Here is a 25667-nt window from a genome sequence, read left to right on the forward strand (position 1 = left end):
TTGGTATTTCTTCAAACTTAGTAACAAGCCTTGTTGACAAGCTCATATTCCGGCTTGCATTCCTGATGTTAAGACACGTTGACCCCGGCTCGAAAGCCAGGGTCAGCGTGTTTGTTGGACCTGCCACAAGCAAAGGTCAACGGGTAAGACTAGACCACCGTAACGCCGGTTGCCTGGGGGCCCTTAGCTCCCTGACCGATCTCGAACTGAACGCGCTGGTTCTCATCGAGGGTCTTGAAGCCACCGGTCTGGATCTCGGAGTAGTGAACGAAAACGTCTCCGTCCGCGTCATCCGGGGTGATGAAGCCGAAGCCCTTTTCAGCGTTGAACCACTTGACGGTTCCCAGTGCCATGTATTTCTCCTCATTGTGGAACATCAGTCCGATACACCTCGTACCGGGTTTGTTACTCCGCGAGAAGACCTGAATACCATCCAAGCCGGGGCTTGATTGATTCGCAGGAGCTTCACGCTCGCAACTGGTCTTGCGAGCATGAAAACCACCTACACAAAGACTGCTACAACACTTTCACGAGCTATGCCGGAGGTCAACGGTGTTTTGGGCAATTCAGGAAAATTTTCGGTAAAAAGAAGGTAACGTCGGCCTCTGGAATTCATCAGGGCCGTTTTCCCGGTGCACCTAGGACAACCACTGGCCATTGCGCATTACGCCCGTCAGTTCCAGATCCTCGTTTGTTACAACGACATCGGCTCGCAGGCCCCGTCGAAGCCCGCCTATTTCGTCGGAAAGTCCCAGAACGGCGGCCGGAACCGCCGTCGCTGAGCAAATCGCATCGGGAAGCGCGACGCCGGCTGCCACCGTTTTGCTGACGACTTCCAGGAGGGTGGAGGTGCCTCCGGCGATGGATCCTGTGGCATCCAGTGTGGCCACACCACCACTGACGGTGACGGGAGACGGGCCGAGCATGTAGTTTCCATCGGCTAGTCCTGCTGCAGCCATGGAATCCGTCACCAACACAATATTCCCGGCTCCCACCAACTGGAAGACGGTGGCTACCGTGCTGGGGTCCAGGTGGGTTCCGTCTGCGATGAGTTCAACAACTGCCTTTCCCTCCTGGGCCATGCGCAGACACGCAGCAACGGGACCAGAGGCGCGGTGATGCAGGGGAGGCATCCCATTGAAAAGGTGCGTGACCGTAGGGAGTGAGCTCACGCCGTCGAACCCTGCTGACTCGAGCCCCTCGCGGGCGGCAGCCAGCGACGCCGTAGCCGTAGCGTCGTCGCAATCCGTGTGCCCCAGCGACGGTGTGACGCCATGCGATGTCATCAGGTCCACCAAGGCAGATGCTCCCGGAAGCTCTGGCGCATAGGTCATGGTGGCGAGCTTGCCGGCCGCGGCGCCCACGAGCTCGTCCATCAACTCAAGGTCGGGTTCCAGCAAGTAATCAGGATTCTGGGCCCCGCACCGGGCGTGGGAAAGGAAAGGGCCTTCAAGGTGAATGCCCGCTACCAGGGCTTCGTCCACGAGCTTCACGTAGAGTTCAATGCCGCGGAGGAGGTCGGCCCGTGGAGCGGTGACCATGCTTGCAAGGAACGTCGTGGTTCCGGACCGATGCAGAAACTCCACAGCCTTGCGCGCCGAGGCTTCTTCGCCGCTGGGGAAATCGCCACCGTTGCCGCCGTGGCAGTGAACGTCCACAAGGCCGGGGAAGAGATAGCTTCCGCTGGGAATTCCCAAACGGATTGCGCTCTGAAACCCTTCGAATTCTTCGGGATCGAAACCATTGGCCGGTCCCGCATAGGCGATCCGGTCCCCGTCCACGGCAACCAGGCCGTCTTCCACCACCTCGCCGTCGCTGACAAGCGTTCCTCTGATGATCTGATGGCTTGGAGCGGAGGAGGGAAAACGGGATGCGGCAGTCATGATTCTGATTCTAGTGGCCTGCGGCACACACTCTCGAAGACGGGAATTCAGAAGAGCCGCGACTCGCTGTCGTCCACGCCGCGCATGGCGTCATAATCCAGAGTGACGCAATCGATACCGCGATCGTTTGCCAGTACTTTCGCTTGGGGCTTGATTTGTTGGGCGGCGAAGATCCCCCGCACCGGCGCCAGCAGGGGATCGCGGTTGAGCAGTTCGAGATACCGGGTGAGTTGCTCGACGCCGTCGATGTCTCCACGGCGTTTCAGCTCAATGGCAACGGTGGCACCGGCAGCGTCCCTGGCCAGAATGTCTACAGGACCAATGGCTGTGAAGTACTCGCGGCGTATGAGGGAGTAGCCGGACCCCAGAAGCTCGATTTGCTCGGCCAGCAACCTTTGAAGATCTGCTTCGACTCCGTCCTTGATCAGGCCGGGATCGGTGCCGAGCTCGTGCGAGGTGTCGTGCAGTTGCTCGTAGATGTTGATGATGAGGCGATCATCCGTTTTGGCGGACTGAACAGTCCACTGTTCCACCACCCCTTCCTCCACTTCGGTCTCCTCCGGTGAGGTCACCCGAAGGGTCGCAGGGGGGCTCATCCAGTTCAGCGGCTTGTAGGAGCCGCCGTCGGAATGCACCAGCACCGAACCATCAGCTTTGACCAGCAGGAGCCGGGTAGCGAGGGGAAGATGGGCCTTGAGGCGGCCAACGTAATCAACAGAACAACGGGCTATGACGAGTCGCACCCGCCCCACATTACCGTCTCACCATCTGCAACAGCATGGCTGGGGCAGAATGGAAGCATGCCCCGCTCCAACCGTCCTCGTCGCAACGCGTCCAGCACACGCTCCGGCAACACCGGAGGCAAGTGGACGGAACCGACGCCGGAGCTGGACCTTGAGCGTGCGCGTGGGGGAATTGCCAGGCGCGAAAGCGCGCCGGATGGGGACTGGATGGTGCGCACCATGACGGCCAAGAAAGCAGAGAAGCAATACATCTGCCCTGGTTGTTCTACCGCGATCATGCCCGGAATAGCGCACTTGGTGGTGTGGTCGGACAGCCATCTCTTCGGCCAGGCCGCGGGCTTGGCTGAGCGCAGGCACTGGCACACCAATTGCTGGACTTCACGGACGTACCGCTACCGCTGATTCCCTTAGGCTTGATTGCATGACTTTCGACCCCGCCTCGTTCGTTTTCACCCCGCAGGAAGCGCCCTCGGAAATTCGTGCTTCCACGGTCCTCCCTGCCCTGCGCGAGAATGTGGAATTCACCACTGAGGATGGCAAGGTGCTGGTGGGTGAGCTCGCGCTCCCGGCATCAGGAGAAATCACCGCCACGCTGATCACCCTCCACCCGCTGCCCACGCACGGGGGATTCATGGATTCGCACGTTTACCGCAAGGCCTCCTACAGGCTGCCGGCTTTGGCAGGAGTTGCTGTCCTCCGCTTCAATACCCGGGGCACAGCGTCGCCGCGCGGCACCAGCGACGGCCAGTTCGAGGAAGGCCTCGGGGAGCGCTATGACGTTGAAGCTGCAGTCAGGTTCGCCGTAGAACGCGGCCTGCCCAACCGCTGGCTCGTGGGGTGGTCCTTCGGAACCGAACTTGCCCTGATGTACGGGGCGGTGGATCCCGTCGCAGCGCAGGTTGAGGGAGCTGTGCTGCTGTCCCCGCCATTGCACCGCGCCACAGACGTGCACCTTAAGGAGTGGGCGGCCTCCGGGAAGCCTTTGACAGTCCTCGTGCCTGAACACGACGACTACCTGCAACCTGCCGAAGCGGCCCAGCGGTTCAGCCTCGTGCCGCAGGCCCGGATTGTCGGCGTCGACGGCGCCAAGCACCTCTGGGTTGGCGAGAAGTACGCGGCGCGCGTCCTGGATGAAATAGTCGACGACGTCACTCCGGCGGGTGCCGGAGCGGCCGGCCTTCCCCGGGAGTGGGCGGGGTCGGTGGCGAGTGCCTAGCCTGGTGGCGAGTGCCTAGCCTGGTGGCGAGTGCCTAGCCTGGTGGCGAGTGCCTAGCCTGGTGGCGAGTGCCTAGCCTGGTGGCGAGTGCCTAGCCTGGTGGCGAGTGCCTTGCTCGGTGGCGAGTGCCTAGCTCGGTGGCGAGTGCCGGCCCGGCCGCCGAGTTGCTTACAGATAATGCCCCTAAACATCGCGTTTAGGGGCATTATCTGTTCGAAAACTCGTAGAGAAGGGGAGGGCTCAGTGCCTGTCTTGCCGGACGATGAAGACTTCCTTCATCAGCAGCATGATCGCTGCTGCTGTGGGAATGGCGATCAGTGCGCCAAGGACGCCAAGCAAGCTGCCACCGGCAATCACCGAGATCACGGCCACGGCCCCCGGAACCGCCACAGCGCGCTGCATGATGCGGGGTGAGATGAAGTACGCCTCGAACTGCAGGTAGGCGAAGTAGGCGATCGCGTAGACCACGGCTGTCTGCCAGCCGGCGGTCAGTGCCACCAGGATGACCACGACAGCGGCGATCATGCCGCCTACCAAGGGGATGAACGCCAGCAGGGCAACCACGAACGCAAGCAGGACGCTGAATGGTATGCCCAGGATCGTCATCAGGATGAAGGCAAAAATAGCATTCAGGAGGGCTACGCAGACCTGTCCAATGACGTAATTGCCCACGGAATCGGTGATCGCTTCGGAGAGCGCCTCAACACGCGGACGGCGGGACCGGGGAGCGAGGCGGTAAGCCCATTTTTTCATGGACGGCAGGGCTGCCAGGAAATACAGGCTCAGGACCAGGACGATCAGCGAGCCGAACAGGCCGTTGGCCACAGTGGAACCGAAACCGACCACGCCGCCGAAGATGCCACCCATCGCCTCGGGATCCTTGACGAACTTGTCCAGCTCAGTGGTGATACGGTCACGCACGCCGAATTGGCTGTCTGCGTTGCGGAAGAAGTCTGAGTCGAGGAAGCCGCGGATCCACTCCGGGGCTTGTCGCACGATCTCGGATACCTGTTCAACGATGGTGGGTATCAGTGTTGCGAAGAAGCCTGCCACTGCCAGGACAAGCGCTGAGACGGAAATAAGAATGCCGGCCGGCCGCGGGACTTTGCGGCTTTCAAGCCAGCGAACCACGGGATCAAGTCCGAGGGCGATGAACAGTGCGGCCACGATCCACAAAATGAGCTGGGTGGTGTTGCTGGCAATGTAGAACACGGCCAAGGCAATGCCGACCCCGGCGGTACCCATGAATCCGACATAAACGGGGTGCTGGGATGACATCCGCGGGCCCGGGGCGCCGAAGCCGTGATCGTCTTCGGGCCGGAAAACTTTGGTGCCCTCTTCGGATTCAGTTTCAGGGGGCATCTCGAAGCGCAGCCGGTCCCGTGCTCCGGGGATGGGCCGCAGTAGTCTGCGGCTGATGGCAGCAAGGCGTCCGGTCCGGACCGGGACGGTCGCAGAAGTTCCCTCGGAAGGTCCACTCACCGCACTTGACCCGGGCTCATCGACGGGACGGGGCTCCATGTGGTCTTTCACGCGGTTTAGCTGCCTTTTCAGTGGTGGTACAGGGTGGACATAGGCGTTTGAAGGCCCTTATGTCATGATCATCGCCACACTATCAGGAGCGCGGAATGGCGCTGCATCGGCGCGGTGACGGGCTTTTCGGGATGTCGGGGAGATCACCTCGATCTGACTCTTTGATAACAAAACGGTTACCCTTGAAGTTCAACGACCGCTGATGATAGGTGATCCTGTGCGTTTGAAGACTGCAGCCTTGCTGGTGCTGCTGGGCCTGCTGACGATGCTGGCCGGTATTGGCCAGCTGACTTTTTGGGCCCCCTCCGAGACCGTAACGGCCTCGGTTCCCAGCGATACCAAAGCTGCCCCGCTGACCGTGATCGACCAAAAGTTGATCGCCCTCCACGACGGGCCGGTGAAGATCAAGATCCAGGGTGAAGGCAACTTCATCGTTGCCACGGGACGCCCGGACGACGTCGAAGCCTGGGTTGGCGAGACTGCCCACAACACGTTGACCGGTGTCTCCGCGGACCAGAAGTCACTGGAGGTTTCCTCTGCGGACGGCGAAGCCACTGCGCCTTCCCCTGCTGGATCCGATTTGTGGGTCAGCACCGAGGACGCCAGCGGCGAGCTGGACTACACATGGAACCCTCCCGCTGATGGTGAGTGGTCCCTGCTGGTAGCCGGCGACGGTACCCAGCCTGCGCCGTCGTCGATTTCCATGACGTTCCCGAACAACGCCACCACCCCATGGGCAGTGCCGCTGATTGTTCTGGGCATCGTCATCATCCTGGTGGGAGCGGCCTTGCCGTTCATCGCCAAAGCGCTCAGTAACCGCCGCAACGAAGGCGACGACGACGAGCCGCGCGACGGCGGAGAGACCACCACGCTGCCTGTCCAGTCGCCCAAGGATCAGTCGCCCAAGGATCAGTCGCACACGGTACAGTCCCCAACGGTTCAGTCACCTGCGGGTGACGAAGGCCGTGGTCGTGGTGCCGGCACCGAAGGTCCGACCCTCCGGATCACCGCACTCGCTGCCACGCTGGCAGCGGTCATGGTGGGCGGCACGGCCATCGCCGCCCAAGCCACCACGACGCCTGAGGCCACCTCAACGTCCTCTGCTGCAGCTACTGCCGACGGTGGGACCCCTGTCATGCTGGAATCCCAGCTGCAGAGGATCCTCGAGCAGGTAGCCAGCACGGTGGATGCAGCGGATGCCGCCAAGGACGCAGCAAAACTGGCTCCCCGGGTAGACAAGATGGAACTTCAGATCCGGACGCAGAACTACAAGATCCGGTCCACGGTCTCCGCCTACGAGCCGCGCATGCCGGTCCGCGCCACTAAGCTTCAGAGCAGCGTTATCAGCACCAAGCGCGACTGGCCCCGTACGGTATTCGCCCTCACGGAGGGCGAAGGAAACGTGGTGCCCCAGGTCCTGACCCTCGTGCAGCTTTCTCCTCGTGAAAACTACAAGCTGTGGGGCAGTGCGCCGCTTCAGCCTGGCACCAACTTCCCTTCCTTCCCGATTCCGCGCAAGGGTACCGAGTCTGTACCGGCGAGTGACAGCACGGGCTTGGCCTACAGCGGTAACGAGGCCTTGGAAATCCTGAGCGAGATGCTGACCAACCCTGAGTCGGCCAACCGAAGCAAGCTGGCCGATGGACAGTCTTCCCCGTACATCGCGGGCGCACTGGCCTATCAGGCGGACACCGTGAAGAACGGAACCAGCGCCAACTTCAAGTTCACGCACACGCCGGTCACCAATCAGACCGTGGTGCTGCGGACAGCCGATGGCGGTGCCCTGGTTGTGGGACGTTTGGACTTCGCCTTCGAAGGTACGCCCAAGGCGGCAGGCGACAAGCTTCTTCTTGAGGATGATTCTGCGGTCTTCGCCGGTGGAAAGGAAACCACGACGGGCATGGTACTGAACTTCGCCGAATCCGTGGCCGTATACATTCCGCCGGCAGGTTCTGCCGATCCCATGAAGCTCGTGGCCGCAACCCGCGGGCTGGTGGGGGCCAGCTTCAAGTAAGGCATATCCATGGCAGGGCAGCGGCTAGAGTGGACGGTATGAGTTCGCCCGGATACCGACCCACTCCAGCCGCTGCCAGCCAGCTCAATCTTCGCGGTGCCGTTGACCTGTCGTCGCTGCGCCGCCCGGCCGCCCCGCCGGTGCCTGCCGCTCCTGTTTCGGGGCAGGGCGAAACGCCTGAGAACGGCACGCCCCCAGCAGGCGAAACCGGCCAAGCTCCACTTCGGGTGGATGCAACCGAATCAAATTTCCAGGATCTGGTGCAGCTGTCTGCGCAGATCCCCGTGCTCTTCCTTCTTTGGTCGCGCTATGCGCCCGAGTCACCCGCCGTCCTCGACGCAGCAGAGCGCGTTGTTGAAGGCTACGGTGGCCGTCTGGTGCTTGCAGCCGCTGATGTGGACGCTTTCCCGCAGCTGGCGCAGGCTTTCCAGGTCCAGGCCGTCCCCACAGCCGTTGCTGTGGTTAAGGGACAGCCCGTTCCGCTTTTCCAAGGGCCCGCTGATGACGAGCAGATCCGAAGCCTTGTGGAGGAACTTCTTAAGGTTGCTGCAGCCAACGGGGTAACAGGCAGCATAGGTGACGCGGCGCCGGGCGAGGACACCGAACCGGCACCACTGCCTCCACTTCACCAGGCCGCCATTGACGCGATCGAAGCCGGAGACTATGCCGCAGCAGCCGCAGCTTACAAGCAGGCGCTCCTCGAGCAGCCGGCAGACACGGACGCCAAGGCCGGCCTTGCCCAGGTGGAGCTGATGGCACGCTTGGAAAAACTCTCTGCACCCGAGGCTGAAAGCCTCCGCGACCTCGCCGCGAAAGAGCCGGACAACGTCCAGGCCCAGTTGGATGTGGCCGACCTGGACATTTCCGGCGGTCACATCGAGGACGCGTTCAACCGCATCATCACGTTCATTGGCAGGAACTTCGGCCCCGAGCGTGAGACTGCCCGCCTGCGCCTTCTTGAGCTTTTTGAGGTTGTGGGCACCCAGGACCAACGGGTGGCAAAGGCCCGTCAGGGGCTCGCGAGGGTTCTCTTCTAGTGACATCCGCGCTGTTCACACCGCTTCAGCTGCGCTCTCTTAGCGTCCCGCACCGTGGTTGGGTATCGCCGATGTGCCAGTACAGTTGCCATCCGGAGACCGGGGAAGGCGTCCCGAATGACTGGCACTTGATGCACTTGGGCTCTTTTGCCGCCGGCGGCGCCGCGTTGATCCTGAGTGAGGCAGCGGCGGTGAACGCGGCAGGCCGGATCAGCCCGCTGGACGCCGGGCTGTACTCAGATGAGCAGGCTGCCGGATGGGAACGGATAGTGGCGTTCGTGCACCGGCATGCCGCCGTCGACTGCAAGATAGGGGCGCAACTCGCCCACGCGGGGCGCAAGGCATCTACGTATTGGCCGTTTTCGGATCGCTCCGGCTCAGTTCCGGAGTCCGACGGCGGATGGGTCACCGTGGGACCTACCGGCGATCCGTTTGATGGCTATGCTGCGCCGCACGTTATGAGTGAAGAGGATATCCACGGCGTGGTGGCTGACTTCGCTGCCGCTGCGAGTCGCGCCGTGGCAGTGGGCTTTGACACTGTGGAGATCCACGGAGCTCATGGCTACCTGCTGCACCAGTTTCAAAGCCCCCTCATCAACACCCGGACCGATGGCTGGGGCGGAAACGAGGAGGGACGGAACCGGCTGATGCTCACCGTGGTGGATGCGGTCAGGGATGCCATTCCCGACTCCATGCCCCTCCTGCTCCGTATCTCAGCGTCTGATTGGGCGGAGGGCGGCGTTGATCCTGACGCTTCTGTTCGTCTGGCCCGCGCCGCTGCCGAACGTGGCGTTGATCTGGTGGACGTTTCCAGCGGCGGCGCAGTAGCGCATCAGCAGATCAGGGCTGTGCCCGGTTATCAGGCAGGTTTCGCCCACCGTGTGAAGAACGACGCCGGTGTTCCCACCGGCGCGGTGGGTTTGCTCACGAGTGCCGCGCAGGCGGAGGACATTGTGGCCAACGGAAGGGCGGATGCCGTTTTCATGGCCAGGGCCGCGTTGCGGGATCCGCACTGGTGGCTCAGGGCAGCCTACGAACTAGGCCATGATATTCCTTGGGTTCCGCAGTATCAGCGGGCCGTCCCCCGCCACGGCTTCTAGGAGCTCCTCAGGTTAGTGTTGGCAAAGGTTAGGCTGTGTTCATGACGGAACCACGCCATGAACCCACGCCCACGTCCGCGCCGCCACAAGCGTCCGCTGCGCCACAATCCCCGGCAACGCCGCTGGCTCCCGAAACGCAGCACGTCGACCAGCCGGGGGTTGGCAACCTCCTGTTGCCTTCCAAAGGTTCTGCGGAGGGTACGCCGTTGGCTGCACTTTCCATCCGGGGCTTGGCCAAGCGATTCGGCGAGAAGATCGCCGTCGATGGCGTGAGCCTGGAGGTACCTGCGGGTTCGTTCTACGGGATGGTTGGTCCCAATGGTGCCGGCAAGACCACCACGCTGTCCATGGCTACTGGCCTGCTGCGGCCCGATTTTGGCACGGCCCTGGTTCACGGCGTGGACGTCTGGAAGCAGCCCTTGGAGGCTAAGAAGCTCATGGGCGTCCTGCCGGATGGCGTGCGCTTGTTCGACAGGCTGACGGGCGAACAATTAGTCACCTATTCGGGGTTGCTCCGCGGAATGGACCGTGACGTGGTGGGCTCAAGGGTTTCTGAATTGCTGGCTGCCCTTGATCTTGAAGCAGACGCCGGTACGTTGGTTGTTGACTACTCGGCAGGTATGACCAAGAAGATCGCCCTTGCGTCCGCACTTATCCATGCACCCCGGCTCCTCGTCCTGGATGAGCCTTTTGAATCGGTGGATCCTGTTTCGGCTGCCAACATCAGGGGCATTTTGGAGAGTTACGTCTCCTCCGGCGGCACCGTCATTGTGTCCAGCCATGTCATGGACCTTGTGCAGCGCATGTGCAGCCACGTCGCCGTGGTCGCGGGCGGGCGGGTGCTGGCGGCAGGATCCGTGGATGAGGTCCGGAACGGCTCCACCTTGGAAGAACGGTTTGTGCAGTTGGTGGGCGGCGGACACCGGACGGAGGGGCTGGAATGGTTGCGCACCTTCTAAACCTGAAGTGGCGCCTGCTTCTTAACGGATTCAAACGCAGCCCGTGGCAGTTGGTGGGCATGGCCCTCGGCTTGCTGTATGCACTGGGCGTCCTGTCACTCTTGATCGGCGGACTCATTGCGCTGCGCTGGGTTGACGCTGAGATTGCCCATACCGCTGTGGTGCTGGGCGGTGCAGCCACTGTGCTGGGGTGGGCCATAATTCCCCTCGTCGCTTCCGCGGCTGACATGACTTTGGATCCCGCTCGTTTTACGACGTTCGCTATTCCGCCGAGGCAGCTCCTGGCGGGGCTTGCGTTGGCAGGGTTCATTGGCATTCCGGGCATCGCCACCTTGCTCGCCGCCTTGGGCACGGTGGGTACCTGGTGGCGCAGTGTTCCGGCCGTAGCGGGTGCTTTGTTGGGTGCCATCCTGGCGGCCCTTACGTGCGTAGTTTTGTCCAAGGTGGTTACGACGGCGACGGCCGGCCTTGCCTCTTCGCGACGCTTCAAAGACGTCAGCAGCATCATCGTCTTCATTCCGCTGATGCTGTTGGGGCCCATCATGGTGGGAATCGTGGACGGGGTTCGCGGCAGCGCCGACTACCTGCCCGTGTTGGCCCGCACTGTGTCCTGGACGCCGCTAGGTGCGGCGTGGTCTCTGGGTGGCGACCTTGAGTCCGGCAACGTGGGCGCCGCGGCGCTCAAGTTTCTGATCTCGGCGGCAACCATCGCCGGCCTCCTCCTGTGCTGGCATCTTCTGCTGCAGCGAGCCCTGGTGACCCCTCCGTACTCCGGAGGCTCGGCAAGGAAGGGCGGAAAACTCGGATTGTTCGGCGTACTCCCCGGGACGCCTGCGGGCGCAGTTGCTGCCCGGTCCTTAATCTATTGGATGAAGGATCCGAGGTACGCGGCATCCCTGGTGATTGTTCCGTTGTTCCCCGTTCTCTTTTTCTTCAGCGGATCACAGAGTGGCAGCTATGGTCTGCTGATGCTTTTGGGGCCGTTGACCGCGTTCATGATGGCGTGGTCCATTTGCGCCGACGTCTCGTATGACAACACCGCTTTTGCCCTTCACCTCGCGGCGGGAGTCCGGGGCATTGACGATCGCCTGGGACGGGCTTTGGCATGCTTGGCGATCTCACTTCCAGTGGTGCTGGTGTTCACCATAGGGCCACTCTTCGTCACTGGTGATTGGCAATGGCTGCCCAACCTTTTGGGCTTGTCGCTGGGAACGCTCTTCACCGGCTTGGGACTCTCATCCGTGATGTCGGCCCGCTACAACATCGCCGTGCCGTTGCCGGGGGACAGTCCTTTCAAGAAGCCTCCGGGAAATGTCGCCCAGACGCTGGCAGTCCAGGCCGTTGGCATGGGCCTCTTGGCGCTCCTGCTCGTTCCGGAGCTTGCACTGGTGGCTGTCCAAGCGTTCAGCGGGGGCCCCGAGGCCGGATGGATCAACCTGGCCGTCGGTCCTTTACTGGGCGTCATCTTGTTCGTGGTTGGTGTGCGCCTCGGTGGAAAATGGTTGGACGCGCGGGGTCCGGAAATGTTCGCCCAACTCAGCGTGAACCGCTAGCCCCGTAATAACCGTGCCCTAAGGTGGGACATGGGATAACCTCATTGTGAATTAGCTCGAAGACCATAACTACGAAAGGCCGTGACGATGGAAGTTGTCATTCTCCCTGGCACCAAGCAAATCGGTGCGCTGGCAGCCGACGCCATCGAGGCACTGGTGCGCCGTAAGCCCAACGCGGTCCTGGGCTTGGCCACGGGCTCGTCTCCGCTGCCTATCTACGACGAACTGGCAAGCCGCTACGAAGCCGGGGGATTGGACTTCAGTCAAGCACACGGTTTCGCTTTGGATGAGTATGTCGGGCTCGAAGCAGGACATCCCGAGTCTTACCGCGAGGTGATTCGGCGCGAGTTCACCAATCGGGTCAATATCAAGCCGGAGAATGTCCACGGACCGGATGGTGCGGCCGCGGACCTTGAGGCAGCGTGCCAAAGCTATGAAGATGCCATCAAGGCCGTGGGCGGAGTGGATCTCCAGATTCTGGGCGTCGGCACGGACGGGCATATCGGTTTTAATGAGCCCGGATCTTCCTTGGCCTCCCGTACACGTATCAAAACGCTGATCGAGCAGACCCGCAAGGACAACGCCCGGTTCTTCGACAGCATTGACGACGTTCCCCATCACGTAGTCACACAGGGCCTCGGGACCATCATGGATGCCCGGCATGTGGTGTTGGTCGCAACAGGTGCCCAGAAAGCCCAGGCGGTTCGCGATTTCGTGGAGGGCCCGGTAGCTGCCATTTGCGCGGCGTCCATCCTTCAGATGCACCCGCACGCCACGATTCTGGTGGACGAGGCGGCCGCGTCGTCGCTGAAATTGGCCGACTATTATCGGCACACCTATGACAACAAGCCGGAGTGGCAGGGACTGTAGACGGTAAGATGTTTGGCATGACTACGCTTCCTCCGGATCCATTCGAAAACGACCCCATGCGCGAGCTTTCCGGAGCCGGAACGTCCACTTCCACTATTGAGCGTGAGGAAACGCGTCAGGAAGTGGAACCCGGCGACCGCGAGCGGTTTTCGCACTACGTCCGCAAGGAAAAGATCATGGAGTCGGCCCTGACCGGCGAGCCCGTCATTGCCCTGTGCGGTAAAGTCTGGACGCCGGGGCGCGATCCCCAGAAGTTCCCGGTCTGCCCGGAGTGCAAGGAGATTTACGAAGGCCTCCGCCCCGGTAACGACGGTGGAAAAAACGGCGGCCCGGGCAACTCCAAGTAGTGGGTGGGAAGAGAACACCGGCCCACACTGATCATCACAGTCTTTCGGTCCGCTTTGGCGTGCCCGGAAAGCCGGCGATCGTGGTCGCTGCCATCAGGCCGGGGGAGTCAGCATGACAGAAACACTTTTTGGCGGACCATCGCTGCCTCCGGCGTACCCGGAGCGTGCTGCCTGGGGTACGGCGCCCAAACTCCGTGCGTGGCAGCAGGAGGCGCTTGACCTCTACATGACCCGCAATCCAAAGGACTTCCTCGCTGTGGCAACGCCCGGCGCTGGTAAGACCACTTTCGCGCTGCGCATCGCCACCACCCTGCTGGACAGCGGGGTGGTCAACCGCATCACCATTGTGGCGCCCACTGACCACTTGAAGCGGCAGTGGGCGGACGCCGCAGCAAAAGTGGGCGTCGCCATTGATCCAAACTTCAAGAACTCAGACGGCCAACACGGCCGCGGGTTCGTGGGTGTCGCGGTCACATATGCGCAGGTGGCGAGCAAGCCCATGCTGCACCGCGCGAAGACTGAAGCTGCCCGCACCTTGGTGATCCTCGACGAAATCCACCACGGCGGCGAGGCTCTCTCGTGGGGTGACGGCCTGCGCGAGGCCTTTGATCCTGCTGCGCGGCGCTTGTCCTTGACAGGTACACCCTTCCGTTCGGACACGTCGCCGATTCCTTTCGTTGAGTACGCCGAGGACCGCGACGGTATTCGCCGTTCCAAGGCCGACTACACCTACGGTTATGGCAACGCCCTGCGGGACCATGTGGTGCGTCCTGTGCTGTTCATGGCCTATTCCGGCCAGATGCGCTGGCGGACAAGTGCCGGAGATGAAATGGCGGCGTCGCTGGGCGAGGCTGCCGTCACGAAGGACATCACCTCGCAGGCTTGGCGAACTGCTTTGAACCCCACCGGCGAGTGGATCCCAGCCGTGCTTGCAGCTGCGGACAAACGGCTCGGCGAGGTTCGGCGGACGGTTCCGGACGCCGGTGGCCTGGTGATTGCCACGGATCACGATGACGCCCGCGCCTATGCCGGTCAGCTGAAGAAGATTACGGGCCAGTCGCCCACTGTGATTCTTTCCGATGATTCCAAGGCTTCCAGCAAGATCGAGGAATTCTCCGCTGGGGACCAGCGCTGGATGGTGGCTGTCCGCATGGTGTCCGAAGGCGTGGACGTTCCACGTCTCTCCGTGGGCGTGTATGCCACCTCAACGTCAACGCCGCTGTTCTTTGCCCAGGCCGTGGGGCGCTTTGTGCGTGCCCGCAAGAGGGGCGAGACGGCGTCGGTCTTCCTGCCCTCCGTACCTCCGCTGATGGTGCTCGCCAACACCATGGAGGCCGAACGCGATCACGCGTTGGACCGCCCCGAAAAAGACGAGGACGGCCTTTTCAACCCGGAAGAAAACCTCATGGCGGAGGCCAACCGCGAGGACAAGGCCTCGGACGAGCTCACCAAGGGCAAGTTCGAAGCCTTGGATTCCCAGGCCTCTTTTGACCGGGTCCTTTTTGACGGCGGCGAGTTCGGCACAGGTGCGGATATCGGTTCGGATGAAGAGTTGGACTTCCTGGGAATTCCGGGGCTTCTTGACGCCGAGCAAGTAGGTACGCTCTTGCGTCAGCGCCAGCACGAACAGCAGTCACGAAAGAAGCGCCAGTCGCCCTTGGCAGCTGCGGCTTCGCCCGCGGTTCCCGACCACCGCATGCTGATGGACCTGCGCAACGAGCTGGCCAAGAACGTGGCGGCCTGGTCCGCCCGCACCGGCACGCCGCATGGAGTGGTTCATACCAAGCTGCGTGAAGTGTGCGGCGGTCCCGCTGTTGCCCAAGCGAACGAGGAACAGTTGCAGGCCCGCCTGCGCAAGCTCCAGGATTGGTTCATCGGCAGGAAGTAGCTGGTTCGAATTTCAGCAGTAAACACGGGAGGGCGCCGCGGTTGCGGCGCCCTCCCGTGTTTCCAGCCGTTTCAGCTTCAGTCGCGTTCAACCTCGACGCCGGCGGCTTCCATTTCGTCGTAGGCGTCGGTGAGGTCTTCGGCGATTCCGGCCGTGAGTTCAGCGATGACCGTGGTGGTGTAACCGGCCTGCACAGCATCCAGTGCCGTGGCCTTGACGCAGTAGTCCGTTGCGAGCCCCACTACCACCACTTCCTCGACGTCGTGGCTTTGCAGCCAGTCGTCAAGCCCGATCGCGTCTTCATCGAGGACTTCAGTTAGGGTGGTGCCTGCTTTGAGGTCACCGGTGGGGACATCGTCCTCAGGAGCCAGGACGCCCTCGAATCCGGAGTAGGCAGCGGTGAACTGCCCTTTGCGGAAGTAGGCCTGGATGTACTCGGGATCAAGGTCTTCGTGGAGTTCGGCACCTTTGCTCCTGGCCCTGCAGTGCGGAGGCCAGGAATCAACCATGTCCGGGTCATCCGAAAAGTGCTCGCCGGGCTCGATGTGCCAGTCCTGGGTGGCAACGATGTGATCGAAGTGTTGCTGGTTGGCGTCTACATACTCCGTGATGGCACCGGCTACCGCGGCTCCTCCTTCGACGGCGAGCGTTCCGCCTTCGCAGAAGTCATTTTGTACATCGACGATGATCAGGGCCCTGGACATCAGTTCTCCTCGTAGATGGTGGGGATGGCAGCTTCGCCACGCTGCAAGCGGTTCACGACGGCGGGCAGCTCTGCCATGGTGGCTGCGTGCCGTTCACGGGCACGGATGACGCCTTCCGGTCCGGTCCATCCGGGCAGCACCTCGCCGTTCTTGACGAATTGGTGGAGCAGGACGCGGTCATTGCCGTCATCTTCCGGGCGGTGACCGATGCCAACAATCTCCTGGGTGGCCCGGCCGCGTTCGTTGAGCTTGCGGAGGGCGTATTTGCGTCCACCAACACTCGCCTTGTTCTTGGCTGCCTTGGCAACTGAAATGAACTCGCCGGCGTCGTTGGTGCGGCTGACCAGCTTGTAGACCATGCTCGCGGTGGGTGCCCCGGATCCGGTGACCAGGGACGTACCAACACCGTAGGAGTCAACCGGCGCCGACTGGAGCGCTGCGATGGCGAATTCGTCGAGGTCCGAGGTGACCACGATGCGGGTGTTGACGTTGCCGAGGTCATCCAGCATTTGCCGTACCCACTGCGCCTGCGCAATGAGGTCGCCCGAATCCAGCCGGACTGCGCCGAGTTTGTCACCGGCCAGTTCGACGGCGGTACGCACCGCCGTCTCGACGTCGTAGGTATCCACCAGCAGCGAGGTGCCTGGACCGAACGCTGCGATCTGTGCCTCGAAGGCCTCCCGTTCGGTGTCGTGCAGGAGGGTGAAGGAGTGTGCGGCTGTGCCGACGGTTTTGATGCCGTAGCGCCGGCCGGCTTCCAGGTTGGAGGTGCTGGCGAAGCCGGCAATCACGGCGGCGCGGGCCGCCGCCGTCGCTGATTCTTCCTGGGTACGCCTGGAGCCCATTTCGATGCACGGGCGTGTGCCGGCCGCTGAGGTCATCCTTGAGGCCGCGGAAGCAATGGCGCTGTCGTGGTTGAGGACTGACAGGATGAACGTTTCCAGGATGCAGGCCTCGGCGAACGTTGATTCGACGATGAGGATGGGGGAGTTGGGGAAATAGGCGTCACCCTCGGCGTAACCCCAGATGTCGCCGCTGAATTTGTAGTCGGCCAAGTAGTCCAGGGTTTCCTGGTTGACCACTTTGTTTAGCTCAAGGAACGCGAGCTCGGCGTCGCCGAAACGGAAGTCTGCGATGCCCTCCAAGAGGCGGCCTGTGCCGCCCACTACGCCATAGCGGCGGCCGTCCGGCAGCCGCCGGGCGAATGCCTCGAACACCGAGCGGCGGTGCGCGGCGCCCGAATGCAAGGCTGCCTGAAGCATGGTCAGTTCGTAGTGGTCTGTGTACAAGGAAGTTGCGGGGTGGTCCCACGACGAGGCTCTACTCACGAATTCACTCTAGTGCGAGCCGCCATAGAATGGACAGATGAGCCCTAGCGTTGCGTATGGCACGGACATTGATGAGAGGACGAAAGCTGCAGAGCAGTCGTCCACCGATGTCCTGACAGCCCCTGATATCCCGTGGAACCTTGTGATCTGGAATGATCCCGTGAACCTGATGAGCTATGTGAGCTATGTGTTCCAGAGTTACTTCGGCTACTCCGAGTCCAAAGCCCACAAGCTCATGATGGAGGTCCATAAGAAGGGCCGGTCCATTGTGGCCCATGGCAGCAAGGAACAAGTGGAGCAGCACGCGGTGGCCATGCACGGTTTCGGTCTGTGGGCCACTGTGGAGAAGGCCGCGAGCGGCAACGAAACACCCGGAAAGGGCGGCCGCCAGCGTGGCTAAGGCATTCAAATACGGACTCAAAGGCATCAGCGGATACCTGGAGCCCGCGGAGCGTGACCTCCTGCGCGGGTTGCTGGACGACGTCATTTCCATGTTGGAATCGGACGTTCGGGAGAACGAAGACCCGCTGGCGGCGCTGATCGGCCTGGACATGGACGTCAAGAAGCCCAACGACCGCGCCCTGCTGCGCCTGTTGCCGAACGTCATGAAGGACGACGACGAGGGCTCGCTGGAGTTCCGCCAGCTCACCGAACGCTCTGTTCGGGAGAGCAAAATTGGTGCCTTGAGGGCTGCAGCTTTGGGCCTGGACAAAAACGAGCTTGTTCTGACGCCGGAGGATGCCAAGCGGTGGTCGATGGCGCTGAACGACGTCCGGCTTGTCCTGGCCGAACGCCTGGACATCCGCGATGAAGCGGATGCAGAGCACATCCACAGCATGCAGGACTGGAGCCAGGCGGAGGATGTGGAGAGTTACTTGGCCCTCGTCTACAACTTCACGACGTGGCTCCAGGAGTCCTTGGTGCAGGCAATGATGGCCGCAAGGCAGGCGAAATCCTGATCCGGATGGCGGGTTGCTGCTTCAGCTCTGTGACAAATCAGACACGAGGCGGAGAACACAGTTAATGGCCGGACACCACGGGAAGCCTTATTCTCGAATAATTATGACTTCAGCATCGGGTTCACCAAGCGGCGCGTTGGGCAGCAGCACCCCCACCAGCAACGGGGAACTCATAGGGGCACGTCCGATCGGCATTTTTGATTCAGGCGTGGGCGGGTTGACGGTGGCACGTTCCATCATCGATCAACTCCCCAACGAATCGATTCTTTACGTCGGCGACACCGCTAATGGCCCCTATGGTCCACTGCCCATAGCCGAAGTCCGTGCCAACGCGCTGGGCGTCATGGACGAACTGGTGGATTCAGGCGTGAAGTTGCTGACCATTGCCTGCAATTCGGCATCCGCCGCTGTGCTCCGTGATGCGAGGGAACGCTACACGGCCCGTTATGGCATCCCGGTCATCGAGGTTATCCAGCCGGCAGTCCGGCGTGCAGTCTCTGCTACCCGCTCCGGCAAGATCGGCGTGATCGGAACCTCGGCCACTGTGGGGTCCAGAGCTTATGAGGATACGTTTGCCGCCGCGCCGGACCTCACCATCACTTCCGTGGCTTGCCCGGCGTTCGTGAACTTCGTGGAGGCGGGAATCACCACCGGTCCCGACCTCCTGGCTGCTGCCAATGAATACCTGGAGCCCCTCAAGTCCGCCGGCGTGGACACTGTTGTCCTGGGCTGCACCCACTACCCGCTGCTGACAGGCGTGATTTCTTTCGTCATGGGCGAGGACGTCACCCTGGTTTCCAGCGCTGAGGAGACGGCCAAGGATGTCTACCGTGCTTTGGCCAACCACGGCATCCAGCGGACGGAGGCACAGGCGCCGAGCCACGAATTCGTAGCCACGGGTGATGCCACGCAGTTCGAGACCCTGGCCCGCCGCTTCCTGGGGCCGGAAGTCCTCTCCGTGAAGCACGTGGATCACGTCGCGGCCCAGTACCCCACAGGCAGCCTGGCCCGCATCACTCCGGAGATGCTGGAAGCCGCACGTTCGGGAGCAGGGCTGTCCCGCCGCTCGTACTTCGTCCAGCCGGAGGACACCCTCACCGGCGAAGCTCGCACCACCATGGGACGTGGCCTGTGAAACTGACCATCGTAGGTTGCACGGGCTCGTTCCCCGGTCCTGGTTCGCCGGCGTCGTGCTATCTGGTGACAGCGCACGACGGTGAGCGCGAGTGGAAGATCGTGATGGACCTGGGCAGCGGAGCTTTGGGCGCCATCCAGCGCTATACGGATCTGGAAGACATCGATGCGATCTTCCTCACGCACTTGCACCCTGATCACTGCATGGACCTCTGCGGCCTCCACGTCGCGGTTCGTTGGAAGCCGGGCGGCTGGGGCCGGGATCGCCTGCCAGTGTGGGGTCCTGCGGCTACTGCGGACAGAATGGCCACCGCCTACGGGCTGGACCTCGACCCCGGCATGCACGAGGAATTCGACTTCACCAACTGGACCGAGCTCAAGCCGGTCACGGTGGGTCCCTTCACTGTGACCCCTTTCGCGGTCAACCACCCCGTCGAGGAGGCTTACGCCTTGCGCGTTACTGCCACGGAACCGGGCAAGGACGGCGTTCCCGTTACCAGGATCCTGACGTACTCCGGGGACACGGATTCCTGCCAGGGGCTCGAGGACGCCGCGAGGGGCTCGGACTTGTTCCTGTGCGAGGCGGCATTCGAGGAAGGCAGGGATGACGGCATCAAGGACGTCCACCTTACGGGCAAGCGTGCAGGTGAGGCTGCCATGAATGCCGGTGCCAAACGCCTCCTCCTGACACACATCCCGGTGTGGACCTCCCAGACCAAGGTGTTGTCCGAGGCCAAGCCGGTCTTCACCGGTGACGTTGCAGTCGCCGTCGCCGGAGTCCACTACACGATCTAGCCTCGCACCTTACCCCGCGTCGGGGTGGTGCCTTCAGCTTGGCTAAGCTTGAACCATGACTTCTGAAGCTACAGCCACTCCCGTCATCCGCGCCGATGGCCGGACCCCCGATCAACTGCGACCCATCAGCATCACCCGCGGCTGGTCGAAGCAGGCCGAGGGCTCGGCACTGATCGAATTCGGCAACACCCGGGTTCTGTGCACCGCTTCCCTGACCGAGGGTGTGCCCCGCTGGCTCAAGGGCGAAGGCCGCGGATGGGTCACGGCCGAGTACGCCATGCTTCCCCGTGCCACGAACACCCGTTCCGACCGCGAGTCGGTCAAGGGCAAGATCGGTGGGCGCACGCATGAGATCTCGCGCCTCATTGGCCGCTCGCTGCGCTCCATCATCGACACCAAGGCACTGGGCGAAAACACGATCGTTCTGGACTGCGACGTCCTGCAGGCCGACGGCGGCACGCGCACCGCCGCGATCACCGGCGCTTACGTGGCGCTGGCGGAAGCTATCCGCTTTGCACGTGAGAACAAGCTCATTGCACGCAACGCGGAGCCCCTGGTGGATACCATTGCAGCGGTCTCCGTGGGCATCATTGACGGCGTCCCGATGCTGGATCTTCCGTATGTGGAGGACGTTCGTGCGGAGACGGACATGAACGTTGTGGTGACCGGTTCGGGCAAGTTCGTGGAAGTTCAGGGCACCGCAGAAGGCGCTCCGTTCGATCGCGACGAGCTCAACGCCCTCTTGGACCTCGCACTCCTCGGCACCACGCAGCTGTCCGCCATCCAGCGTGAGACGCTGGCCGAAGCACCGTGAGCAGCGCACAGGCCTCTGAGGCTCCACGCCTCGTCCTGGCAACACACAACAAGGGCAAGCTGAAGGAACTCCGGGAACTGCTGCGGGGCCAGGTGCCAGGGCTCGACGTCGATACCCAGGTGGTGGACGCCGCTGCGGCAGGTGCCCCGGATGTTGCCGAAACCGGTGTCACCTTTGCTGAGAACTCCCTCCTCAAGGCCAGGGCGGTGGCGGAGGCGACCGGCCTGGTGGCCATCGCCGACGACTCGGGATTGGCCGTTGATGTCCTGGGCGGGGCTCCGGGTATCTTCTCGGCACGCTGGTCCGGCACGCATGGTGATGACATCGGCAATCTGAACCTGTTGCTGGCACAGCTCTCCGATGTTCCGGACGCTTTCCGCGGAGCTGCGTTCGTATGCGCTGCTGCCTTGGCGGTCCCGGGTCCCGACGGCATTGCCCACGAGACCGTGGAGTATGGCCAGTTGGAAGGGACGTTGCTGCGTGAACCCCGCGGCGAGGGTGGTTTCGGCTACGACCCCGTGCTGCAACCCGCCGGAATGGATCGGAGCTGTGCCGAGCTTAGCCCCGCAGAAAAGAACGCCATCAGCCACCGCGGACAGGCGTTCCGTGCTTTGTTGCCCGCCATCGTATCGGCGTTGTCCGGGCCAGACGCCGCGTAGCTTGCTCCTGTACGTGAAAAGGCACCCCGCTGCTGCGGGGTGCCTTTCGCGTTTCAGGGGTTCCAGGAGCCTTAGTGCTCGCCGTGCTTGCCGCCCTCGTGTTCCTCGATGAATTCCTCCACGGGGTCCGTGCCTTCGGCAGCGGCCCTGCGCTTTGCCATGAATCCACGGCCGATCTCAATGAAGATGGGGATGACCGAGATCAGAACGATGACGATGAAGATAATGTCGATGTTGTTTCCAACCCACTCGAACTGGCCAAGCCATGCGCCGAGCAGGGTAACACCGCCGCCCCAAAGGACGGCGCCGATGACGTTGAAGAGGAAGAACTTGCGCTTGTCCATCTGAGCCACGCCCACGATCACCGGCACGAAGGTGCGGATGATGGGAACGAACCGTGCCAGTATCAAGGCTTTGCCGCCGTGCTTTTCGAAGAACGCATGGGCGCTCTCCACGTTCTCCTTTTTGAAAAGCCTGGAGTCGGGCTTGTTGAAGATGGCCGGGCCGGCCTTGGATCCTATGAGATAACCGGTCTGGTTGCCGATGATGGCAGCCACGATGATCATGGCGCACATGGCCCAGAGGTTGAACTCGATAGCCCCGGTGGAGACCAGGAGCCCCGCCGTGAACAGCATCGAGTCACCGGGCAGGAAGAACCCCACAAGGAGGCCTGTTTCTGCGAACACAATGGCGCAGACCAGAAGGACCACCCACGGTCCCAAAGGTGAATCGCGGAGGAAGACGTCGGGGTTCAGCCAGTCCGGCAGGAACGAAGCCATAGGCGGCTGTACCGGGCCCGCGCCCCCGAAAGTGGATACGGCAAGGTCGCTTATCGCAGTAAAGATCACCCATCAAGCCTACTTGACGGCCGTCGTCGTGTTTTTCCGGTGAGCCGATTGACTCCTGGTTCACCGGTTGTATGGTTAGTTACATGAGTAATGAACCAGTAAGGCGGTGGTGCTCATGATCGATGACAGCAAACCGATCTTCATGCAGATCGCCGAACTCATCGAAAACGGAATCGTGGACGGCAGCATGGCCGAGGAATCGCAGGTGCCCTCCACCAACGAGTTCGCAGCTTTCCACCGCATCAACCCGGCGACTGCCGCCAAGGGCGTCAATGTGCTGGTGGATTCAGGAATTCTCTACAAACGCAGGGGGATAGGGATGTTCGTCGCTACAGGGGCCCGTGCCCAGCTGGTTGCGCGCCGCACTGAAGAGTTCTTCGAACAGTACGTCAAGCCGCTGACATTGGAAGCCCGGAAACTGGGCATCTCGGCCGAGCAGCTGAACACCATGATTGAACGAAGCTCGGGGCTTGCCCCGGAACCCGGGACCGATAAAGAAAGGAGCGCGGCCCTGTGAACGAGACCATCGTCGAGGCCCGTAACCTGGTCAAGCACTACAAAGACGTCAACGCACTGGACAACGTCACCCTCAGCCTCTCGGCAAACCGAATCTACGGCCTGTTGGGACGCAACGGTGCCGGCAAGACAACGCTGATGTCCATCCTTACGGCCCAGGCTTTCGCCACCTCCGGTGAAGCCCTGGTTTTTGGCGCCAACGCTTACGAGAACGACGCCGTCCTGTCCCGGATCTGCTTCATCCGTGAATCGCAGAAATATCCGGAGGACTTCCAGCCGCAGCACGCCTTCCGCTCGGCTGCGCTCTTCTACAAAAACTGGGACCAGGACTTCGCGGACCGCCTGGCCGAGGACTTCCAGCTTCCCGTCAAGAGGCGGATCAAGAAACTCTCCCGCGGCCAGTTGTCTGCCGTGGGAGTCATCATCGGACTGGCGTCCCGAGCAGAACTGACATTCTTCGATGAGCCGTATCTGGGGCTCGACGCAGTAGCCCGCCAGTTGTTCTACGACCGCCTCGTGGAGGACTATGCAGAGCACCCGCGCACCATCATCCTGTCGTCCCACCTGATCGACGAGGTAGCAAACCTCCTGGAACATGTTGTGGTGATTGACCGGGGACGGATCATCATGGACGCCGACGCCGAAGAAATCCGCGGTTCGGCTGTCACCGTTTCAGGTTCCGTGGAAAAAGTGGACGCTTTCCTGACCGGCCGCAGGATTCTGCACCGCGAAACGTTGGGCTCCCTGGCGTCCGTGACAGTGGACGAGGCGCTCAGCAGCAGCGAACGTGGCGTGGCCCAAGAGCTTGGTCTCGAATTGTCGCCCGTTTCCCTGCAGCAGTTGGTGGTCCGCAAAACCATGGCGGGCTCGGGAGTACCCGGACCCGCGTCGAGAACAGAAGAACTCGCCGACGACACGTTGGAGGCAAGGCGATGAGCAGGACCCTGGCAGTTGCCCGAATGCAACTGATCAATAAATGGACGTACATCGGATGGCCGTTGACCATCCTGGCGGCAGCCTTCCTGATGTCGCTCGCCATCTTCGCACTCATCCCCGTCACCGAGGGCAAAAACGGTGGCGGAAGCCAAGCGCCCCTGTGGTATTTCCTGGTTCTCGGAATCCAAAGCATGACCTTGGTGTTCCCGTTCTCCCAGGGCCTGAGCATCAGCCGCAGGGCGTTCTACCTGGGAACTCTGGGTCTCTTCTCCCTCATCGCACTCGGGATGACAGCGCTCTACCTGCTCGGTGGTGTCATTGAAAGGGCAACCACAGGCTGGGGCATCTACGGCTACTTCTTCAACATCCCATGGGTAACGGATGGTCCCTGGTACTCCACCGCGGCGTTCTTCTTCGTACTGATGATGTTCATGTTCATCATTGGATTCTGGTTCGCCACCATATTCAAGCGCTGGGGAACCACGGGCACCCTGATCTCCACCCTGGGAACCGCCTTGGCGTTGATAGGCTTCGCAGCCCTCACAACATTGCTTGAGTGGTGGGGGCACGTTGGAAGCTGGTTTGCCCAGCAAACACCGCTAACCATCAGCGGGTGGGCCGCGCTGCTGTGCGTCGTTCTCGCAGTCGGCTCCTACGCGACCCTTCGCAGGGCAACCCCATAAGCGCCGAATGTAGCGTTCACCACAAAGCAGGCCGGAAGGGCCGCCCCGCCGCGGAAATCGGCTGGGGCGGCCTTTACCGGCTGTAATCTTGTCCAGTGGCATTGGACTTTACGGCGATCGACTTTGAAACAGCCAACGGCTTCCGGGGGTCGCCGTGTTCGGTAGGCCTCAGTAAAGTCCGCGGTGGCGTTGTGGTGGAGGAAGCCTCCTGGCTGATGCGCCCACCCGAGAACCACGATCACTTCGAATTCCACAACACGCGAATTCACGGCATCCGTGCCGAAGACGTCGCCGGACGCCCGAGGTTCGGGGAACTGTTCCCGGAAATCGGTGCGTTCATCGGGGACGATGTACTCGCAGCGCACAATGCAGCCTTCGACCTTGGCGTGATCCGTTCAGGCCTGGAAGTCTCTGGTCTTGCCGGACCAGCCTACGACTACGTGTGCACCGTGATGCTGTCCCGCCGCTGCTACTCACTGGTGTCCAATTCCTTGCCTTACGCAGCCGAGGAAGCCGGAGTTCCCTTGGTGAACCACCACGACGCCGCAGAAGACGCACGCGCCTGCGCCGGCATCCTGGTGGACATCGCCCGCCGCAACAACGCCAACAGCATCGCCGAACTCTATCTATCACTGGGCCTCAACCTGCCGAAGCAGCCGGCCTTCGATCCCGCGCATGGTCTCTCCAAAGCGACCATGTCCGCGCTCGCGGCCAGGACCGGCAGCTCAGCCGAACGAACACTGGGACGAGCCATGGGCGTCCCCAGCGGTTTCGCGGCGTGGCCGGAGGAGGGGCCCAACCCCTTGCCGAACCCCGCTGCCGAACCTGGACATCCGCTCTTCGGCCAGACCGTGGTGTTCACGGGCGACCTCGCCATCACCAGGCCGGAGGCGAAGTCACGGGCCGCGGATATGGGTGCCCGCCCGGAAAGCCGGGTCACAGCACGGACCACCGTGCTGATTGTCGGTGATGGCTTCGTGGCAGGCGACCTTCGCGCCGGACGCCTGACCGGCAAAGCCAAACGGGTCTTGGAACTTCACGCCAAGGGCCAACAAATCGAGGTTGTCTCCGAGGGCGAATTCCTGCAGATGGTGGGCGGGGCATGACCTGGCCGGCCCTTCCCCAAACCCTCAGCCTCCGCCTGCCGG

Annotated in this window: 27 protein-coding genes; 20 read left to right on the forward strand and 7 right to left on the reverse strand. The window is 62.1% G+C overall.

The window, feature by feature from the left end; translation table 11 throughout:
• Positions 1-149: 149 nt before the first annotated feature.
• The 3 genes from J3A64_RS03770 to nucS form a co-directional block, all read right to left on the reverse strand.
• Positions 150-353, reverse strand: coding sequence for a cold-shock protein (locus J3A64_RS03770; protein WP_017199737.1), 204 nt, complete (start codon positions 351-353; stop codon positions 150-152).
• A 285-nt stretch (positions 354-638) separates the two neighbouring features.
• Complete coding sequence (locus tag J3A64_RS03775) at positions 639-1883, reverse strand: N-acetylglucosamine-6-phosphate deacetylase (RefSeq protein WP_210063657.1); 1245 nt, start codon at positions 1881-1883, stop codon at positions 639-641.
• A gap of 47 nt (positions 1884-1930) precedes the next feature.
• Entirely contained in the window at positions 1931-2626 is a 696-nt protein-coding gene (nucS, locus tag J3A64_RS03780) for an endonuclease NucS (RefSeq protein ID WP_014922168.1), read from the reverse strand.
• Positions 2627-2683: 57 nt separating this feature from the next.
• Between nucS and J3A64_RS03785 the strand changes: the two genes are divergently transcribed.
• The gene (locus tag J3A64_RS03785; protein ID WP_014922167.1) at positions 2684-3028 is read left to right on the forward strand and encodes a hypothetical protein; all 345 of its coding nucleotides are present in this window, start codon (positions 2684-2686) and stop codon (positions 3026-3028) included.
• A 19-nt stretch (positions 3029-3047) separates the two neighbouring features.
• The gene (locus J3A64_RS03790; protein ID WP_210063658.1) at positions 3048-3842 is read left to right on the forward strand and encodes an alpha/beta hydrolase; all 795 of its coding nucleotides are present in this window, start codon (positions 3048-3050) and stop codon (positions 3840-3842) included.
• A 240-nt stretch (positions 3843-4082) separates the two neighbouring features.
• Here J3A64_RS03790 and J3A64_RS03795 read toward each other — a convergent pair whose 3' ends face one another.
• Positions 4083-5375: an AI-2E family transporter gene (locus J3A64_RS03795; protein ID WP_011775248.1), complete on the reverse strand. Its 1293-nt coding sequence runs from the start codon at positions 5373-5375 to the stop codon at positions 4083-4085.
• Between the two features lie 202 nt (positions 5376-5577).
• Between J3A64_RS03795 and J3A64_RS03800 the strand changes: the two genes are divergently transcribed.
• The 8 genes from J3A64_RS03800 to J3A64_RS03835 all read left to right on the forward strand — a co-directional run bounded on the left by J3A64_RS03800 (position 5578) and on the right by J3A64_RS03835 (position 15143).
• Positions 5578-7389 carry a hypothetical protein gene (locus J3A64_RS03800; protein WP_014922165.1) on the forward strand — a complete coding sequence of 604 codons (1812 nt, stop codon included), beginning with the start codon at positions 5578-5580 and terminating at the stop codon, positions 7387-7389.
• Positions 7390-7427: 38 nt separating this feature from the next.
• Positions 7428-8426, forward strand: a complete 999-nt coding sequence (locus J3A64_RS03805) for a tetratricopeptide repeat protein (RefSeq protein WP_043806169.1) — start codon at positions 7428-7430, stop codon at positions 8424-8426.
• Positions 8426-9526 carry an NADH:flavin oxidoreductase/NADH oxidase gene (locus J3A64_RS03810; RefSeq protein WP_011775245.1) on the forward strand — a complete coding sequence of 367 codons (1101 nt, stop codon included), beginning with the start codon at positions 8426-8428 and terminating at the stop codon, positions 9524-9526. The genes J3A64_RS03805 and J3A64_RS03810 overlap by 1 nt, the downstream gene beginning before the upstream one ends.
• Before the next feature lie 41 nt (positions 9527-9567).
• Positions 9568-10485, forward strand: coding sequence for an ABC transporter ATP-binding protein (locus tag J3A64_RS03815; protein WP_286176157.1), 918 nt, complete (start codon positions 9568-9570; stop codon positions 10483-10485).
• Positions 10467-12038 (forward strand): transporter, encoded by a 1572-nt coding sequence (locus tag J3A64_RS03820; RefSeq protein ID WP_210063660.1) that lies wholly within the window; start codon positions 10467-10469, stop codon positions 12036-12038. Before J3A64_RS03815 ends, J3A64_RS03820 begins: the two co-directional genes overlap by 19 nt.
• Before the next feature lie 87 nt (positions 12039-12125).
• Complete coding sequence (gene nagB / locus J3A64_RS03825; RefSeq protein WP_014922160.1) at positions 12126-12908, forward strand: glucosamine-6-phosphate deaminase; 783 nt, start codon at positions 12126-12128, stop codon at positions 12906-12908.
• An 8-nt stretch (positions 12909-12916) separates the two neighbouring features.
• Positions 12917-13255 (forward strand): DUF3039 domain-containing protein, encoded by a 339-nt coding sequence (locus J3A64_RS03830; RefSeq protein ID WP_014922159.1) that lies wholly within the window; start codon positions 12917-12919, stop codon positions 13253-13255.
• A 112-nt stretch (positions 13256-13367) separates the two neighbouring features.
• Positions 13368-15143 carry a DEAD/DEAH box helicase gene (locus tag J3A64_RS03835; protein WP_011775240.1) on the forward strand — a complete coding sequence of 592 codons (1776 nt, stop codon included), beginning with the start codon at positions 13368-13370 and terminating at the stop codon, positions 15141-15143.
• 77 nt (positions 15144-15220) lie between these two features.
• Here J3A64_RS03835 and J3A64_RS03840 read toward each other — a convergent pair whose 3' ends face one another.
• Positions 15221-15847: an isochorismatase family protein gene (locus J3A64_RS03840; protein WP_210063661.1), complete on the reverse strand. Its 627-nt coding sequence runs from the start codon at positions 15845-15847 to the stop codon at positions 15221-15223.
• Positions 15847-17175 carry a nicotinate phosphoribosyltransferase gene (locus tag J3A64_RS03845; protein WP_011775238.1) on the reverse strand — a complete coding sequence of 443 codons (1329 nt, stop codon included), beginning with the start codon at positions 17173-17175 and terminating at the stop codon, positions 15847-15849. Before J3A64_RS03845 ends, J3A64_RS03840 begins: the two co-directional genes overlap by 1 nt.
• Before the next feature lie 37 nt (positions 17176-17212).
• Here J3A64_RS03845 and clpS point away from each other — a divergent pair, with 37 nt between their 5' ends.
• The 6 genes from clpS to rdgB all read left to right on the forward strand — a co-directional run bounded on the left by clpS (position 17213) and on the right by rdgB (position 21536).
• Positions 17213-17575 (forward strand): ATP-dependent Clp protease adapter ClpS, encoded by a 363-nt coding sequence (gene clpS / locus J3A64_RS03850; protein ID WP_011775237.1) that lies wholly within the window; start codon positions 17213-17215, stop codon positions 17573-17575.
• Positions 17568-18134, forward strand: coding sequence for a DUF2017 domain-containing protein (locus J3A64_RS03855; RefSeq protein ID WP_011775236.1), 567 nt, complete (start codon positions 17568-17570; stop codon positions 18132-18134). The genes clpS and J3A64_RS03855 overlap by 8 nt, the downstream gene beginning before the upstream one ends.
• Positions 18135-18198: 64 nt before the next feature.
• Positions 18199-19269 (forward strand): glutamate racemase, encoded by a 1071-nt coding sequence (gene murI / locus J3A64_RS03860; RefSeq protein WP_210063662.1) that lies wholly within the window; start codon positions 18199-18201, stop codon positions 19267-19269.
• Positions 19266-20063 carry an MBL fold metallo-hydrolase gene (locus J3A64_RS03865; protein ID WP_011775234.1) on the forward strand — a complete coding sequence of 266 codons (798 nt, stop codon included), beginning with the start codon at positions 19266-19268 and terminating at the stop codon, positions 20061-20063. Before murI ends, J3A64_RS03865 begins: the two co-directional genes overlap by 4 nt.
• 55 nt (positions 20064-20118) lie before the next feature.
• Positions 20119-20877 (forward strand): ribonuclease PH, encoded by a 759-nt coding sequence (gene rph, locus J3A64_RS03870; protein WP_011775233.1) that lies wholly within the window; start codon positions 20119-20121, stop codon positions 20875-20877.
• Positions 20874-21536 carry an RdgB/HAM1 family non-canonical purine NTP pyrophosphatase gene (gene rdgB, locus J3A64_RS03875; protein WP_210063663.1) on the forward strand — a complete coding sequence of 221 codons (663 nt, stop codon included), beginning with the start codon at positions 20874-20876 and terminating at the stop codon, positions 21534-21536. Before rph ends, rdgB begins: the two co-directional genes overlap by 4 nt.
• A gap of 71 nt (positions 21537-21607) precedes the next feature.
• On the opposite strand, the gene J3A64_RS03880 is transcribed toward rdgB, so the two are convergent.
• Positions 21608-22369: a DedA family protein gene (locus tag J3A64_RS03880; RefSeq protein WP_187329962.1), complete on the reverse strand. Its 762-nt coding sequence runs from the start codon at positions 22367-22369 to the stop codon at positions 21608-21610.
• Positions 22370-22499: 130 nt separating this feature from the next.
• Between J3A64_RS03880 and J3A64_RS03885 the strand changes: the two genes are divergently transcribed.
• The 4 genes from J3A64_RS03885 to J3A64_RS03900 all read left to right on the forward strand — a co-directional run bounded on the left by J3A64_RS03885 (position 22500) and on the right by J3A64_RS03900 (position 25625).
• Positions 22500-22901 carry a GntR family transcriptional regulator gene (locus tag J3A64_RS03885; protein WP_197533143.1) on the forward strand — a complete coding sequence of 134 codons (402 nt, stop codon included), beginning with the start codon at positions 22500-22502 and terminating at the stop codon, positions 22899-22901.
• Positions 22898-23836 (forward strand): ABC transporter ATP-binding protein, encoded by a 939-nt coding sequence (locus tag J3A64_RS03890; RefSeq protein WP_014922153.1) that lies wholly within the window; start codon positions 22898-22900, stop codon positions 23834-23836. The genes J3A64_RS03885 and J3A64_RS03890 overlap by 4 nt, the downstream gene beginning before the upstream one ends.
• The gene (locus J3A64_RS03895) at positions 23833-24519 is read left to right on the forward strand and encodes a hypothetical protein (protein ID WP_011775228.1); all 687 of its coding nucleotides are present in this window, start codon (positions 23833-23835) and stop codon (positions 24517-24519) included. Before J3A64_RS03890 ends, J3A64_RS03895 begins: the two co-directional genes overlap by 4 nt.
• Positions 24520-24614: 95 nt before the next feature.
• Positions 24615-25625 (forward strand): exonuclease domain-containing protein, encoded by a 1011-nt coding sequence (locus tag J3A64_RS03900; RefSeq protein WP_210063664.1) that lies wholly within the window; start codon positions 24615-24617, stop codon positions 25623-25625.
• Positions 25626-25667: the final 42 nt, after the last annotated feature.

Source organism: Pseudarthrobacter sp. PvP004 (assembly GCF_017876035.1).
Classification (GTDB): domain Bacteria; phylum Actinomycetota; class Actinomycetes; order Actinomycetales; family Micrococcaceae; genus Arthrobacter; species Arthrobacter aurescens_A.